Origin of the sequence: Aquabacterium humicola, from assembly GCF_030167915.1 — a bacterium.
Classification (GTDB): domain Bacteria; phylum Pseudomonadota; class Gammaproteobacteria; order Burkholderiales; family Burkholderiaceae_C; genus Pseudaquabacterium; species Pseudaquabacterium humicola.
In genome coordinates this window covers 760202-776604 of the sequence record NZ_JARGNB010000001.1, presented here as the reverse complement: position 1 = coordinate 776604, position 16403 = coordinate 760202, and the positions used below count along the sequence as shown (strand labels likewise).

Annotated in this window: 9 protein-coding genes; 7 read left to right on the top strand and 2 right to left on the bottom strand. The window is 72.4% G+C overall.

What is annotated here, in order from left to right:
* Positions 1 to 118 precede the first annotated feature (118 nt).
* The 7 genes from P1K89_RS03525 to P1K89_RS03495 are packed head-to-tail and all read left to right on the top strand — an operon-like array spanning position 119 to position 14298.
* The gene (locus P1K89_RS03525) at positions 119 to 1291 is read left to right on the top strand and encodes a glycoside hydrolase family 27 protein (protein ID WP_284614974.1); all 1173 of its coding nucleotides are present in this window, start codon (positions 119 to 121) and stop codon (positions 1289 to 1291) included.
* Positions 1288 to 3171, top strand: a complete 1884-nt coding sequence (locus tag P1K89_RS03520) for a beta-L-arabinofuranosidase domain-containing protein (protein WP_284614973.1) — start codon at positions 1288 to 1290, stop codon at positions 3169 to 3171. Before P1K89_RS03525 ends, P1K89_RS03520 begins: the two co-directional genes overlap by 4 nt.
* 11 nt (positions 3172 to 3182) lie before the next feature.
* Positions 3183 to 5129, top strand: coding sequence for a glycoside hydrolase family 97 protein (locus P1K89_RS03515; protein ID WP_284614972.1), 1947 nt, complete (start codon positions 3183 to 3185; stop codon positions 5127 to 5129).
* 29 nt (positions 5130 to 5158) lie between these two features.
* Positions 5159 to 6589 carry a glycoside hydrolase family 27 protein gene (locus tag P1K89_RS03510; RefSeq protein ID WP_284614971.1) on the top strand — a complete coding sequence of 477 codons (1431 nt, stop codon included), beginning with the start codon at positions 5159 to 5161 and terminating at the stop codon, positions 6587 to 6589.
* A gap of 2 nt (positions 6590 to 6591) precedes the next feature.
* Positions 6592 to 9567 carry a glycoside hydrolase family 31 protein gene (locus tag P1K89_RS03505; RefSeq protein ID WP_284614969.1) on the top strand — a complete coding sequence of 992 codons (2976 nt, stop codon included), beginning with the start codon at positions 6592 to 6594 and terminating at the stop codon, positions 9565 to 9567.
* Between the two features lie 56 nt (positions 9568 to 9623).
* Positions 9624 to 11657: a sialate O-acetylesterase gene (locus P1K89_RS03500; protein ID WP_284614968.1), complete on the top strand. Its 2034-nt coding sequence runs from the start codon at positions 9624 to 9626 to the stop codon at positions 11655 to 11657.
* 52 nt (positions 11658 to 11709) lie between these two features.
* Positions 11710 to 14298, top strand: coding sequence for a glycoside hydrolase family 2 protein (locus P1K89_RS03495; protein WP_284614967.1), 2589 nt, complete (start codon positions 11710 to 11712; stop codon positions 14296 to 14298).
* A gap of 136 nt (positions 14299 to 14434) precedes the next feature.
* On the opposite strand, the gene P1K89_RS03490 is transcribed toward P1K89_RS03495, so the two are convergent.
* Both P1K89_RS03490 and P1K89_RS03485 read right to left on the bottom strand, forming a co-directional pair.
* Positions 14435 to 15388, bottom strand: coding sequence for an alpha/beta hydrolase (locus P1K89_RS03490; RefSeq protein WP_284614966.1), 954 nt, complete (start codon positions 15386 to 15388; stop codon positions 14435 to 14437).
* Between the two features lie 16 nt (positions 15389 to 15404).
* Positions 15405 to 16166: a PEP-CTERM sorting domain-containing protein gene (locus P1K89_RS03485; protein WP_284614965.1), complete on the bottom strand. Its 762-nt coding sequence runs from the start codon at positions 16164 to 16166 to the stop codon at positions 15405 to 15407.
* Positions 16167 to 16403 lie beyond the last annotated feature (237 nt).

The following is a 16403-nucleotide window of genomic DNA, read 5'->3' as shown; positions in this document are numbered from 1 at the left end:
TCCGCCTCTGCGCGCCATCGGGCGCCCCCCACCCAGTCCATCGCTTCCCATGCTCGCATCTGCCCTACGCCGCCGCATCAGTACCGTCAGCTTGTCCCGCACCTTGCTCGTCGCGCCCGTGGTCCTGCTCGCCGCCTTCGCGGCGCCGGCCTTCGGGCACGAGACACTGAAGCTCGACACCCCGAAGCCGCTGCTCGCACCCACGCCGCCGATGGGCTGGAACTCGTGGAACAAGTTCGGCTGCAACATCAACGAAGCGCTGGTGCGCCAGCAGGCCGATGCGATGGCCGCCTCCGGCATGAAGGACGCCGGCTACCGCTACATCGTCATCGACGACTGCTGGCAGAAGAGCCGCGATGCCGACGGCAACATCGTGGCCGATCCCGAGCGCTTTCCCGGCGGCATCAAGGCGCTGGCGGACTACGTGCATTCGAAGGGGCTGAAGTTCGGCCTTTATTCCGATGCCGGCGCGCTGACCTGCGGCGGCCGCCCGGGCAGCGCCGGCCACGAGTTCCAGGACGCGCGGCAGTACGCGAAGTGGGGCGTCGACTACCTGAAGTACGACTGGTGCCACACCGGCACCCGCAACGCCGAGGCCGCGTACACGATCATGGCGAAGGCGCTGCGCGAATCGGGCCGCGACATCGTGCTGTCGATCTGCGAATGGGGCGTCAACCAGCCCGAGCGCTGGGCACAGCAGGTCGGCCACCTGTGGCGCACCACCGGCGACATCTTCGACGCGTGGGAAGGCAAGAAGGACTGGTCGATCGGCATGACCAACATCCTCGACCTGCAGGCCGAGCGCTGGCGCCATTCCGGCCCCAACGCGTGGAACGACCCCGACATGCTGGAGGTCGGCAACGGCGGCATGACGAGCACCGAGTACGAGTCGCACTTCTCGCTGTGGGCCATGCTGGCGGCGCCGCTGATCGCCGGCAACGACCTGTCGAAAATGGACGCGGAGACGCGGCGCATCCTGACCAACGCCGACGTCATCACCGTCGACCAGGACCCGCTGGGCCAGCAGGCGCGCCGCATCTGGAAGCAGGGCGATATCGAGATCTGGGCCCGGCAGCTGTTGGGCGGCGAGCAGGCGGTGGTGCTGTTCAACCGCGGCAAGGCGCCGGCCGAGATGACGGTGAGCTGGGACCAGCTCAACCTGCCCGCCGCGCTGAAGGCCGACGTCCTGGACCTGTGGAGCAAGAAGGTCTCGAAGAACGTGCGCGGCCGCTTCGGTGGCACGGTGGCCCCGCACGGCGTCATCATGGCGCGCATCACGCCGCGGCCATGACGGGCATGCGCAGGCGCCAGGTCCTGCTGGCCGGCGCCGGGCTGGCGCCGGCGCTGTCGGCCCGGGCAACGCCTGTCGCAGCGGGCCGCGCGGCGCGGCCCTTCGCGCTGGCCGACGTGCGGCTGCTCGCCGGCCCGTTCCGCCGCGCGCAGGCGCTCGGCGCCCGCTACCTGCTGTCGCTCAACGCCGACCGCCTGCTGCACGGCTTTCGCCGCAACGCCGGGCTCGAGCCCCGGGCCGCGCGTTATGGCGGTTGGGAATCCAGGGACCTGTGCCCGGGCCACACGCTGGGCCACTACCTGAGCGCCTGCTCGATGATGGGGGCCGCCACGGCCCGGGCGGTGTTCCACCGGCGCGTGGGCCACGTCGTGGACGAGCTGCACGCCTGCCAGCAGGCCGCGGGCAGCGGCCTGGTCTGCGCATTTCCCGACGGCGACACGCAGCTGCGCAACGCGATCGCCGGCCGGCCGGTGACCGGCGTGCCGTGGTACACGATGCACAAGATCATGGCAGGCCTGCTCGACGCCCATGTGCATGCCGCCCATGCGCGCGCCTTGCCCGTGCTGCGGCGGCTGGCCGACTGGATGGTGGACGCGACCCAAGGCATCGACGACGACCGCTTCCAGCAGATGCTGGGCATCGAGTTCGGCGGCATGGGCGAGGTGCTGGCCGACCTGCAGGCCCTCACCGGCGACGCGCGCTACCTCAGCCTGGCACGGCGCTTCGATCACCGCATGCTGCTCGAGCCGCTGGCCGACGGCCGCGATCCGCTGGACGGGCTGCACGCCAATACGCAGATCCCCAAGGTGATCGGCTTCCAGCGCCTGGCCGAAGCCACCGGCGAGCAGCGCTACGCGAGGGCCGCGCATTACTTCTGGGGCCGGGTCGTGCACGAGCGCTCGTTCGCCACCGGCGGCCACGGTGACGGCGAGCACTTCTTCCCGCCTGCCGAGGCGCGCCGGCACATCGGCTCGGCGAAGACGATGGAGACCTGCTGCACCTACAACATGCTGCGCCTGACGCGGGCGCTCTTCGCCGCCGCGCCCTCCGCGGCGCATGCCGACTACTGCGAGCGCGCGCTGTTCAACGGCATCCTGGCCTCGCAGGACCCTGACACCGGCCTCGTCACCTACTTCCAGGCCACGCGCCCCGGCTATCCCAAGCTGTACGGCACGCCTGAGCGCTCGTTCTGGTGCTGCACCGGCACCGGCATGGAGAGCTTCGCCAAGCTCGGCGATTCGATCTACTTCCACGACGCCGACGATGGCGACGCGCTCTACGTCAACCTGTTCGTCGCCTCCACGCTCGACTGGGCCGCGAAGGGCGTGCGCCTGCGCCAGACGACGAACTTTCCGGAGCAGGCCGGCACGCGGCTGCAGATCGATGCGCGTGCGCCCACGCGCTTCGCGCTGCGCCTGCGCCATCCCGCGTGGTGCGCACGGCTGACCGTCCAGCTGAACGGCCGTCCGCTGATGACGAGCACCGAGCCCGGCCGCTACGTCGAGCTCGACCGTCAATGGCGGCCGGGCGACGTGATCGAGGTCGCGCTGCCGATGCGGCTCGCGCTGCAGCCGCTGCCCGGCGCCAGCGACATCGCCGCCGTGACGCTGGGGCCGCTGGTGCTGGCCGCGCGCCTGGGCCGCGAAGGCCTGCGGCCCGGCAACGACATCATCGACAGCGAGTACCTCTACGGCGCGGTGCTGAAGTCCGACACGGCCTTGCCGCGGCTCGCGCTGGGCGGCCGCCCGTTGCAGGACTTGCTGCGGCCCGCCGCGGCGCCGCTGCGCTTCCGCACCGGCCCGCCGGGCCGCGAGATCGAGCTGGCGCCCTTCCACCACATCGCGCATGAGCGCTACAGCCTCTACTGGCAAGTCGCCTGAGCAGGACCTGCATGTTTCGCCACACGTTCTTCACGACCTGCGCCTGGTGGGCGCTGACCCTGGCCACGGCGCACGCCGCGGACCAGGTGATCTTGTCGCCCGACGGCCGCACCACGCTGCGCATCGCCGACGACGGCAGCAGCTTCTCCGCGACGCGGCGCGGCGAACCCGTGATCGCCGCCTCGCCGCTGGGCCTGGAGCTGGACGGTGCGCCGGCCTGGGGCACGTTGGCGCTGGAGTCGCGCGAGGACACCACCGTCGACCGCAGGGTCCCGCTCGTCGCGACGAAGGCCTCCAGCGCACGCGACCACTACCGCGGCGCGACGCTCGCGTTCCGCGAGACCGGGGGCGGGCGGCGCCTGTTGATCGACGTCCGCGCGTATGACGACGGCATCGCGTTCCGCTATCGCCTGGAAGACGTGGCACCGGTGAAGCTGCGCGGCGAACGCACGGCCTTCGTGCCGGCGGGCGACCCGAGCTGCCTCGTCACGCCGGTCGACGGCGCGCACGAGCGGCCGTTCGAGCGCCTGCGCGTCTCGCAGCTCAAGCCCGACACGGCCTACGACGTGCCGGTGGTCTGCGCGACGCCGTCGGGTCGCACCCATTACGCGATCACCCAGGCGCACCTGGAGGGCTACACCGGCGCGTCGTTCCGGCGCGACGGGGCCGCGCTGCGGGTGCAGCTGTCGGCCGTGCCGCAGCGCCCGGGCCCGGCCGTCGTCTCGTCGCGCGGCCTGCAGACGGCCTGGCGCGCCGTGATGATGGCCGACCGCGCCGGCGCGCTGATCGAGTCGCACCTCGTCGGCAACCTGAACCCGCCGCCGAAGCCGGGCGACTACGGCGACTTCGGCTGGGTCAAGCCCGGCAAGACCTCGTGGGACTGGTGGTCGGGCCCGCTCGAAGGCGTGAAGCCCGACGTGGCCGCGTACAAGCGCTTCATCGACTTCGCGGCCGAGTCCGGCTTCTCCTATCACCTGATCGACGCGGGCTGGTCCTTCGGTGCTGGGCCCTGCTGCGACCCGCTGCCGACCACCGACATCACCCGCGCCGCCGACGGCATCGACATGCCGGCGCTGGTGCGCTACGCGGCCGACAAGGGCGTGGGCCTGCTGCTGTGGGTGCACTGGGAACACCTGGCGCCGCGTCTGGACGAGGTGCTCGATACCTACGCGCGCTGGGGCATCCGGGGCATCAAGGTCGACTTCATGAACCGCGACGACCAGGAGATGGTCTCCTTCTACCAGCGCGTGGCCGAGGCCACCGCGAAGCGCCGGCTGCTGCTGGACATGCACGGCGCCTATGTGCCCGCCGGTCTGCAGCGCACGTTCCCGAACTACATCACGCAGGAAGGCGTGCTCGGCGCCGAGTGGAACAAGATGGACAGGCGCATCACGCCGCAGCACAACCTGATGCTGCCGTACACGCGCATGCTGGTCGGGCCGATGGACTACACGCCCGGCGGCTTCCGCAACGTCGCGCCGCAGGCCTTCGAGGTGCGCGCGGTGATGCCGCAGACGCAGACCACGCGCGGCCAGGCGCTGGCGATGTTCGTGGTCTACGACAGCCCGCTGCAGATGGTCTCCGACGATCCCGCCGCCTACCGCGGCGAACCGGGCTTCGACTTCATCCGCCGCGTGCCGACGGCCTGGGACGAGACGCGCTTCCTGCAGGGCGAGCCGGGGCGCGACATCGTGCTGGCGCGGCGCGCGGGCGAGGCCTGGTACGTCGGCGCGACGACTTCCGACGAGGCGTGCACGCAGCGCGTGCCGCTGGACTTCCTGCCCCCGGGGCCGTACCGGGCCACCGCATGGGAAGACGGCGAGGTCGCGCGCGAGCTGCGGCGCAGCGTGCGAACCGTGAAGCGCGGCGACGTGCTGACGCTGCGCCTGGCACCCACCGGCGGCGCCGCCGTGGTGCTGGAGCCGCTGCCGGGAACGGCCGCCCGGCCCGCCCCGTGATCCGGGACAGGCCTTGCGCCGAATCGCCGATGCACACCGCCTGCGCTGCCAGCCCGCCTGACGAACCCGGCCGTCGCGGCTTCGTGCGCGCCGTGGTCGGCGGCGGGCTCGCCGCGGTGGCCGGCCTGCCCGCGGCGGCGGCCATCGGAGTGTCGGCCCCGGCCGCAGCCGAGCCGGGGCTGCCTTTCCATGCCTGGGCGCCGACGCCGCCGATGGGCTGGAACAGCTGGGATGCCTTCGGCGCCAGCGTCACCGAAGCCGAGTACCTGGACAACGCGCGCATCCTCGCCGAGCGCTTGCTGCCCTCCGGCTACGACATCGCCACCGTCGACATCCAGTGGTACGAGGCGGGCGCCACGTCGTCGTGGTACCGGCCCTTCGCGCCGCTGGTGCTCGACGCGCATGGCCGCCCGCAGCCGGCGCCCAACCGGTTTCCCAGCGCCGCCGGCGGCCGCGGCTTCGCACCGCTGGCCGCGCAGGTGCATCGCCTGGGCCTGCGCTTCGGCGTGCACCTGATGCGCGGCATTCCGCGGCAGGCGGTGGGGCTGGAACTGCCCATCGCCGGCAGCGCGTACCGCTGCCACGAGGTGGCCAACCCCGGCTCCACCTGCGCCTGGAACACCGACATGTGCGGCGTCAACCCGGAGCACCCGGGTGCGTTCGACTGGTACCGCGCCTGGTTCGCGCAGCTCGCCGAATGGGGCGTCGACTTCGTCAAGGTCGACGACATCGCCGCACCGTCCTATCACGCTAAAGAGGTGGCGCTGATCCGACGGGCCATCGATGCCACCGGCCGGCCGATGGTGCTGAGCCTGTCGCCCGGCCCGGCGCTGCTGGAGCAGGCGGCGCATCTGCAGGCCCACGCCAACCAGTGGCGCGTGTGCAACGACTTCTGGGACACCTGGCCGCAGCTGCGCGACAACCTGGCGAACCTGGTGAAGTGGGCGCCGCACGCACGCCCCGGCGCCTGGCCTGATGCCGACATGCTGCCGGTGGGCAGGATCGGCCTGCGAAACCACGACGGCGATGCGCCCACTCGTGGCGAGCGCGACACCCGCTTCACCCGCGACGAGCAGGTGCTGATGCTCACCGCGTGGACCTGCGCGCGCAGCCCGCTCATCCTGGGCAACGACCTGCGCCGGCTCGACGACTGGACGCTGCGCTTGGTGAGCAACCCCGAGGTGCTGGCGCTGCTGCGCGTGCCCGGCACGCGCGAATGGCACAGCACGCACCAGGGCCATCGCTTCCTCTGCAGCGGCCCGCAGGGCCACTGGGCCGCGTGGATGAACACCGGTGACACGCCTTGGAGCGCGCCGCTGCCTGCGTGGCTGCCCGACGCGCGCCGCGACTGCTGGGCGCGTGCCGACTTGAGTCCCGGCACCCGCCAGCTCATCGTGCCGCCGCATGGGGCGCGCCTGGTGCGCTGCGGTCCGATGCCGTTGAAGAACGACCCGACCTGATGATGAACCCGATCGAATTGAAGCGCCGCGACTTCCTTGGCGCGCTGGCAGGGGCCTCGGCCGGCGCGCTCGGCTTGCCGGCCGGCGCGGCCACGGCGCTGCCCTCCGCGCTGGATGGCGCCGGGCAGCTGCAGGCCCTGCGCATGGACGCCGCGCCGGACGGTTTCGCCTGGCGGCGCGTGGCCGAGGGGGTGCAGTTCCGCACCGGCGACCTGACCAAGAGCGTGCTGTTCTACGGCGCCGGCCTGGTGCGCGTGGCCGCCCACCTGGGCGTGGCCCACACCACCCAGCCCAGCCTGGTGGTGGTGGCGCGGCCGAAGCCCGTCGCCTTCGAGGTGAGCGACAGCGCCGACACGCTGGACATCGCCGGACCCGGCGTGCGCGTGACGGTGGACAAGCGCAGCGGCGCGCTGGCCTTCTTCGGCGCCGGCGGCCGCCTGCTGACCCGCGAGCGCGCCCAGGCGCCGACCGAGCTGCAGCGCGTCGAGATCGCCGGCGGCCCGAGCTACGCGCTGACGCAGACCTTCACGCTGACGCCCGACGAATCGCTGTACGGCCTGGGCCAGTACGACGAGCCGCACATGGACTACCGCGGCCGCGACGTGCTGATGGTGCAGACCAACATCGGCATCGTGGTGCCGTTCCTGGTCTCCACCCGCCGCTGGGGCCTGCTGTGGGACGTGTACTCGAAGATGCGCTTCAGCGACCGGCCCGACGGCATGCGCTTCGAGGTCGAGAGCGCGCCGGCCGGCGCCGACTACTACCTGGTGGCCGGAAGTGACATGGACGCGGTGATCGCGGGTTGTCGCCAGCTCAGCGGCGCGGCGCCGATGTTCCCGAAGGCGGCCTTCGGCCTGTTCATGAGCAAGGAGCGCTACCAGACCCAGCAGCAGCTGCTGGACGTGGTGCGGCGCTTCCGCGCCGACCGCTTCCCGCTGGACTACATCGTGCAGGACTGGCAGTACTGGGGCGGCGAGAAGGACGGCCCGAACGGCCGCGAATGGGACGGCCGGTGGAGCGGCATGGTCTGGGACGCCGAGCGCTTTCCCGACCCCGCCGCGATGACGCGCGAACTGCACGGCCCGCTCAAGGTCAAGCTGATGGCCTCGATCTGGCCCTCGGTGGGCAACGACACCGCGTTGGCGCGCGAGCTCGATGCGCACGGGCTGCGCTTCGAGCCGCTGCACTGGATCTCCAGGCGCGCGCGCATCTACGACGCTTTCAGCGCCGAGGGCCGCCGCATCTACTTCAAGCACCTCAAGCAGGGCCTGCTCGACGTCGGCGTCGATGCGCTGTGGATGGACGGCACCGAGGTGGAAGTGGGCGGCGCCGCGCACGACCCGCGCGAGGTCGAGGCCGACATCAAGCGGCTGGGCCGCACCGCGCTCGGCGATTCCACCCGCTACCTCAACGTCTACAGCCTGGTGACGACGCGCGGCGTCTACGAAGGCCAGCGGGCCGCCGCGGACCTCGGCGGCCGGCGCGTGTTCACGCTCACCCGCTCGGCCTGGGCCGGCCAGCAGCGTTATGCCGCGATGCCGTGGTCCGGCGATACCACGGCGTCCTGGGCCACGCTGCGCGCGCAGATCGCCGGCGGCCTGAACGTGTCGATGGCCGGCCTGCCGTACTGGACGCAGGACACCGGCGGCTTCTTCGTCAACTTCCCGGATGGGCAGCGCAACCCGGCGTACCGCGAGCTCTACGCCCGCTGGAACCAGTTCGGCATCTTCAACCCGGTCTACCGCATCCACGGTACCTCGATCGACCGCGAACCCTATCTGTTCAAGACGCTGGACCCGGCGCTGTACGGCTCGCTGCTGCGCGCCGCGCAGCTGCGCTACCGGCTGCTGCCCTACCTCTACAGCCTGGCCTGGCGCAGCACGCAGCAGGGCTACACGATGATGCGCGGGCTGGCGATGGACTTTCCCGACCAGCTGCCGTTGCGCCGGGTGGACGACACTTACATGTTCGGCCCGGCGTTCCTGGTGCAGCCGATCACGCGGCCGATGTTCCACCCGGTGCACCCGCCGCCGCCCACGGTGCCGGCGACGCAGCTGCGCACGCCCGACGGCCAGCGCGGCCTCGCGCTGGCGTATTTCGAGGGCATGAACTTCGAGAAGCCCGCCAGCCGCACCGTCGACACGGTGATCGCCCACCACTGGTCCGACCCGCCGCTGGGCAGCCTGCCGCCCGGCCTCGCCAGCCTGAATCGCTTCTCGGCGCGCTGGACCGGCACGATCACCGCCGCCGAGAGCGGCGAGCACGAGATCGGCGTCGAGGGTGATGACGGCTTTCGGGTGTGGCTGGACGGCCGGCTCGTCGTCGACGAGTGGGCCGTCGGCGGCGCCCGCTTCGGCGGCCACCGCCTGACGCTGCGCGAGGGCCAGACGCTGGAGCTGCGGGTGGACTTCTTCCAGGACGGCGGCGGCCGCGTGATGCGCCTGGCCTGGCGCACCCCGAGCCTGCTGCGCGAGCTGGCGGATGCGCAGCGCCGGCTCGACCGCCGCCAGGCCACGCTGCTGCCCGCCGGCTGCGACTGGTTCGACTTCTGGACCGGCGAATGCCACGCCGGCGGCCGCAGCACTGAGCGCGACTACGCGCTGGACGAGTTCCCGCTGTTCGTGCGCGCCGGCGCGATCGTGCCGCTCGGCCCGGTGGTTGAGCACACCGGCCAGCATCCCGACGCGCCCTGGGAGATCCGCGTCTACCCCGGTGCGGACGCTGACTTCACAATCTATGAAGACGACGGCGAAACCTATGCCTACGAACGCGGCGAGCGCGCCACCACCGCGCTGCGCTGGGACGACGCGCGCCAGACGCTGCACATCGGTGCGCGCCAGGGGCGCTACCGCGGCATGGTGGCCCGGCGCGCGCTGCGCGTGCGGTTGATGGCCGCGCCCGGGCAGGCCGAACAGGCCCGGACCGTGCGGGTTGAGGGCCGCGCGCTGACGCTGCGCTTCGGCCCGGACGAGCGATGAAGCAAGCGCCTCGCGGCAACACGCCCGGCCACGAAGAAGCGAGAAACCCGACCCCGATGAAGAAGTCCGCCCTGCCCCTGTTGCTGGCCCTGCTGGCCGTGTTGCCCGCCAAGGCGCCAGCCGAAGTGCGCCTGTCCCCCGTGTTCGGCGAGCACATGGTGCTGCAGCGCGACCGCCCGCTGCGCCTGTGGGGCACGGCCACGCCCGGCCAGACGCTGACGGTGGCGCTGGGCGGCCGCCAGGCCCGCGTCCGCGTCGGCGCCGATGGCCGCTGGCGCGTTCAGCTCGCACCGCTGCCGGCCGGCGGGCCGCACCGCTTGCGTGTCATTGGCGACCAGACCGTCGAGCTGCGCGATGTGCTGATCGGCGACGTCTGGCTGCTCGGCGGGCAGTCCAACATGGAGTGGGTGCTCGCCGAGACCGACACCGGTGCGCTGGAGAACACCACGCCGCAGAACCCGCAGCTGCGGCACCTGCGCGTGCCGCACCGCGCCAGCGTGCGGCCCGAGGCGGAGATCGCGCCTGCGCCCTGGGTCGTGGCCGAGCCCGGCAAGGTGGGCCAGTTCAGTGCCATCGGCTACCACTTCGCGCGCCAGATGCAGGCAGTGCAGGGCGTGCCGATCGGCCTGATCAACACCGCCTGGGGCGGCTCGATGCTGGAGACCTGGGTGCGCCGCGACGCCGCGCTGCAGGACCCCGACCTGGCACCCGCGGTGCGTGCGCTGCCGGCCGACAACGCCGCGTTCGGTGCGGCGCTGCGCGAGCACCTGCGCGGCCGCGTGGGCGCATGGCAACCGGGCCTGCCGCTGGAGGGCATCGATCCGGGCGGCTGGTCGGCCGCCGCCGACATCGACACCAGCTGGCCGACGCTGCAGGCGCTGCACGAGTGGGAAGGCCAGGGCCTGCCCAACCTCGACGGCGTGGTCTGGATGCGCAAGCGGGTGGAACTGACGCCCGCGCAGGCGGCCGGAGCGGCCGAGCTGCACCTGGCGAAGGTGGACGACTGCGACGAGACCTGGGTCAACGGCCAGCGGGTCGGCGGCCAGTGCGGCTGGGAGCAGCCGCGCCGCTATGCGCTGCCCGCCGGCCTGTTGCGCGCGGGTGCCAACTGGATCGCCGTGCGGGTTACCGACACGGGCGGCGGCGGCGGCTTCCATGGCGATGCGGCGTCGATGCGCCTGGACACCGCGGCCGGCGCCGTCCCGCTGACCGGCGCCTGGCGCGCGCGCGTCGAGCAGATCGCGGCTCCTGCGCAGCCGAGTGCCAACGACGCGCCGGCGCTGGCCCACAACGGCCTGATCGCGCCGCTGCACGGGCCACGCCGCGCCGGGCCGCCCCAAGCGGCGGACGCCCCCTCGGGGGGCAGCGACCAGCGGGAGCATGGGGGCCTATCCGTGCGTGGCGTGCTGTGGTATCAGGGCGAGGCCAATGCCGGCCGCGCGGCCGCCTACGCCGATGGCTTCAAGCGCCTGATCCAGGACTGGCGCGGCCAGTTCGGCGATGCGAAGCTGCCGTTCTTCTTCGTGCAGCTCGCCGCCTTTCTGCGGCTGGCCGACAACGTGCCCGGTGCCGGCGGCTGGCCCGAATTGCGCGAGTCGCAGGCCGCGGCGCTGGCGCTGCCGCACACCGGCATGGCCACCGCCATCGACGTCGGCGACGAGGTCGACATCCACCCGCGCGACAAGCGCACCGTGGGCCACCGGCTGGCCGCGCTGGCGCTGCACGAGCTCGGCCTGCGCGCCGCGCCGGCCGGCGGCCCGCGCCTGCTGGGCCACGAAGTGAGCGGCAGCGCGCTGCGGCTGCGCTTCGGCGACACCGCCGGCGGCCTGCGCACCGCGCGCGCGGGCGAACCTGTGAGCGGCTTCTACCTGGCCGGCGCCGACCGGCGCTGGCAGCCGGCGCAAGCCCGCCTCGACGGCGACCGCATCGTGCTCAGCAGCCCCGCCGTGCCCGCGCCGGTGGCGGCGCGCTACGCCTGGGTGAACAACCCGAGCGAGGCCAATGTCGTCGGCGGTGACGGCCTGCCGCTGCCCCCACTGCGCACCGACGACTGGCCGCTGGAATCGGCCGGGCGGCGTTACGCGCGCTGAAGCCGTGAAGGCTTCCGCAGGCGCCTCGACACCTTGAACCACCAAAGATCCCGTGACAAGACTGCTCGGCTTCCTGAGTGCCCTGTGCATCGGCCTGCTCGCGAATGCCGCCCTGGCGGCCCCGCGCAGCAGCGAGCTCATCAACCGCGACTGGACCTTCACGCTCGGCAATCCAGTGGGCGCGCAGGCGGTGGACCACGACACCAGCGGCTGGAAGCGCGCGGACCTGCCGCACTCGTTCTCCGAGCCGTACTTCCTGGGCACCGGCTTCTACGTCGGCCATGGCTGGTACCGCAGGCAGCTGGACTTGCCGGCCGCTGCCCTGGCCAGGCGCATCACGCTCGAGTTCGACGGCGTGTTCCAGGACGCGGTGGTCTACGTCAACGGCCAGCAGGCCGGCCGCCACGTCGGCGGCTACACCGGCTTCAGCATCGACATCACGCCCCATGCGAAGCCCGGCCGCAACCTGGTGGCCGTGCACGTCAATAACCTGTGGAATGCGCGTGTGGCGCCGCGTGCCGGCGAGCATGTGTTCTCCGGCGGCATCTACCGCAACGTGCGGCTGGTGATGACCGATCCCGTGCACGTGGCCTGGTACGGCACCTTCGTGACCACGCCGCAGGTGTCCGATCAGCGGGCCACCGTGCGCGTGCAGACGGAAGTGCGCAATCACCGCCCCGCCGAGGTCCGGGCGACGCTGGTCTCCGACGTGCTCGATGCGGACGGCCGGCGCGTGGCCGGCGCGCGCAGCGAACAGACTGTGCCGGCCGCCGGCACCGTCGCCATCGACCAGACGCTGTCCGAGCTGGCCAGGCCGCAGCTGTGGTCGCCCGAGCGGCCCATCCTCTACAAGCTCGTGAGCCGGCTCTACGTGGGCGGACGGCCCGTCGACCGCTTCGAGACGCCCTTCGGCATCCGCACGATCCGGTTCACCGCCGACAAGGGCTTCTTCCTCAACGGCAAGCCCCTGTACATGATCGGCGCCAACGTGCACCAGGACCAGGCCGGCTGGGGCGACGGCGTGACCGATGGCGCGGCGCGGCGCGACGTGCAGATGGTCAAGGACGCCGGCTTCAACTTCATCCGCGGCTCGCACTACCCGCATTCGCCGGCGTTCTCGAAGGCGACCGACGAGCTCGGCCTGCTGTTCTGGTCGGAGGCGCCGTTCTGGGGCATCGGCGGCTTCGGCGCCGACGGCACCTGGCTGTCCAGCGCCTACCCGCCCGATCCGGCGGACCGGCCCGGATTCGAGGCCAGCGTGCTGCAGCAGGCGGCGGAGATGATCCGCATCCACCGCAACCACCCGTCCATCGTGGTCTGGAGCGCCAGCAACGAGCCGTTCTTCACCGTCGGTGAAGCGATGGCGCCGATGCGCGATTTCCTGAAGCGCCAGGTCGCGTTCATGAAGACGCTGGACCCGACGCGGCCGGTGGCCATCGGCGGCGCGCAGCGCGGCGAGATCGACAAGCTGGGCGACATCGCCGGCTACAACGGCGACGGCGCCACGCTGTTCCTGAACCCGGGCGTGCCGTCGGTCGTCTCGGAGTACGGCTCGACGATGGTCGACCGGCCCGGCGACTACGAGCCCGGCTTCGGGCTGATGCCCGACACGCCCGACCAGCAGGCGAACCCGCGGCCTTACTCGTGGCGCTATCCGTGGCGCTCGGGCGAAGCGCTGTGGTGCGCCTTCGACCATGGCTCGATCGCCTCGGTGGAGTTCGGCTCGATGGGCTTCGTCGACTACTTCCGCCTGCCGAAACGGCAGTACCACTGGTACCGCGCGCACTACCGCGGCGTGGCGCCACCGGTATGGCCGGTCGAGGGCCAGCCGGCGCAGCTGCACCTGGCCGCGAGCCAGACGCTGATCCGCGGCACGCAGGGGCAAGACGATGCGCAGCTCGTCGTCACCGTGCAGGACGCCGCGGGCAGGGCGCTGAGCAACTCGCCCGACGTGACGCTGAGCATCGTCAGCGGCCCGGGCAAGTTCCCCACCGGCCGGCGCATCGTCTTCAGCAAGCCGTCGATGGTCGCCATCCGCGACGGCCAGGCCGCGATCGCGTTCCGGTCGTACTTCGCGGGCCGCACGGTGATCGAGGCCTCGTCGCCCGGCCTGAAGCCGGCGCGCATCACGATCGATACGACGGGGCCGGACCGCTTCGTCCCGGGCCGCTCGCCGCTGGCGCCCGACCAGCCGGTGATCGCCTGGCCGCGCATCAACCGCAACGCGCTCGAGGGCGACCCGATCAACGTCGCCACCAGCCGGCCGACGGCCAACAGCGGCGCCGAGGCCGGTCACGAAGCGCCGCTGGCCAACGACAACCAGGACCACACCGGGTGGCGCGCGTCGGCGAAAGACGGGTCTGCGTTCTGGCTCGTTCACCTGGAGAACGTGTACGCGCTGCACTGGCTGTCGCTGGTGATGCCGGACGACCGCGGCCCCGACCTCGTTGTGGAGGTGAGCCGGGACGGCACCGAGTGGCGCCCGGTCGCCGAGGCCAAGGGCGGACGCAAGAGCCACGAGATCGGGCTCTTCGACAAGGCGGCCACCGCCAGCTTCCTGCGCATCCGCTTTCCGGCCGTCACGCCGGACCGGCCGGCCACGATCAGCGAAGTGCGGGTGTGGGCCAAGCCCGCGAACTGAATCGCGCCGGTGCCTGCGAAGGGGCCGTCGGTGCATGACGCCTGAGATGAGCGGCCAGGTCCGGCGCCTGGCCGCGAAGCGGGTGGTGGGCCGGCCGCGTGGTGCGCGTCACGCGGCCGCTGCCGGCCGGAAGGCTTCAGCGGAACAGGCGTTGCGCGAAGTGATAGAGGTTGTCGGCCCAGCTCTCGCGCACGTGCCCGTACTCGTCGACGTTCCACACGTGTGGGACGCCGCGCTGCTGCAGCTCGCGGCGCAGCGCCTGCGGCACGCGGATCAGGCCGTCCTGGCGCCCGCAGGACAGGTACAGCAGCGCCAGCTGGCGCCGCGCCGCCTCGGCATCCGGCAGCAGCTGCGCCGCCGGCCGCGTATTGGGCGCCGGTGAGAAGGCGCCGACCCAGGCGAAGCGGTCGAGGTGCGCGAGGCCGATGTTCAGCGCCTGGCCGCCGCCCATCGACAGCCCGGCGATCGCGCGCCGGCGGCGGTCGCCGTCCGCGGCATAGGTGGCCTCGATCGCCGGGATCAGCGATTGCAGCAGCTCCGGTTCGAAGCGCGCGAACGCGGCGACGTGCTCGGGCGTGAACAGGCGTTCGACGGGCGGCACGCGGTCATCGGCCTGCGCGCGGCCGTTGGGCATCACGACGATCATCGGCCGCGCCCGCCCGGCGGCGATCAGGTTGTCGAGGATGTGGTGGGCCCGCACGTAGCCGCGCCACTCGTCGTGGTTGCCGCCGATGCCGTGCAGCAGGTACAGCACCGGGACCTTGCGGCCGGATGAATGGCCGGGGGGCAGGTAGACGCTGGCCGCGCGGCGCGTGCCGGTGACGGGTGAGTCGTGTTCGAAACGTTCGATCCGCCCGGCGGGCACACCCGCCTGCGCGGTGTCGAAGCCGGGCGGTGCCGCAGGGAAGGCGCGCACGTCGTCGGCGGCCAGCACGGGCGCTGCGCCGAAGTCGCGTGCCGGTTCGGGTGCGGAGGCCGCGCCGCTGCGCGCGCGCGCCGGCACCGCGGCCGCGCACAGCAGCCCCGCCGTGCCGGCGATCAGCGCACGCCGGCCGCGGCGGCCGGGCGGCGCCGGCGGGGATGCGTGCATCGCGTGCCGGACGGGCTCAGCGGCCGCGCCCGCGCCGGCTCAGGCTGAGCATCGCCAGGCCGGTCATCAGCATCGCGAGGCTGGCGGGCTCGGGCACCGCGTTCGGCTGATCGCTCTCGGCCGAGGCGCTCAGGCCGATGCGCAGGCGCGCCCAGCCGGTCGCGCCCGGATTGGTCCAGCTGGCCGACAAGGTCGCCGGCCCGCCGTAGGGGCCGCTCGTCGCATCGACGAAGGCCTCGGCGTAGTTGAGCGGCGCGCAGACGTCGGTCGTGAAGTCGGTGCTGCACAGCTCGATGGTGGCATTGGCCTGCGCGACGTCGCCCTCCGCGAAGAGCTCGGTCAGCGTGGTCGACAGCGTGATCGTCGCGTTGCCGCCGACCATGATGTAGCCGTCGAAGACCTGGGCGAACGCCCAGCCCGAGTGGCCGGCATCCGCCGACACCTGGGCGCTCGCGGACACGCCGTCGAGCAGGTTGCCGCCGCCGGTGGCCGCGCCGATGCCGGCCTTCGCGAACGAGCTCGCGTCGACGACGGTGGCATCGTAGGCGGCGCCGTGCCAGCCGGTCGCACCGTCGGCCATCGACGGGTTCTCCAGCGCGGCCGAGGTCGCCGCCGTGGGCGCCAGCCAGGCCTGGTCGTGCGGCAGCCAGTACCACCACTCGCCGCCGCTGACCGACAGCGACAGGTCGGAGATGCCGACCCGCGCGATGCCGGCGCTGGCCAGTTGGGAAGCGGCCAGCAGGGTGGCACCGAGAACGAATCGTAGGCGTTGGCGCATGCAGGTCTCCGGAATGGCTATATTGATTAGTGCGAAGCACGAATTTAATAGCGACGACGCGATGACTCCCACTGCGGCTTTCCCTAGGGTCTGCGCCGCGCCTTGTCCACCGCGGGCGGATGCGCGGTGGGCACCCCGGGCGCAGCTGCCTGGGCGGGCCCGGCACCACGGCATCGGCACCGCCAGACGACGCAGCTTGATGCGCAGCAAGCCCATCGGCGCGCACGCTGTCTCTAA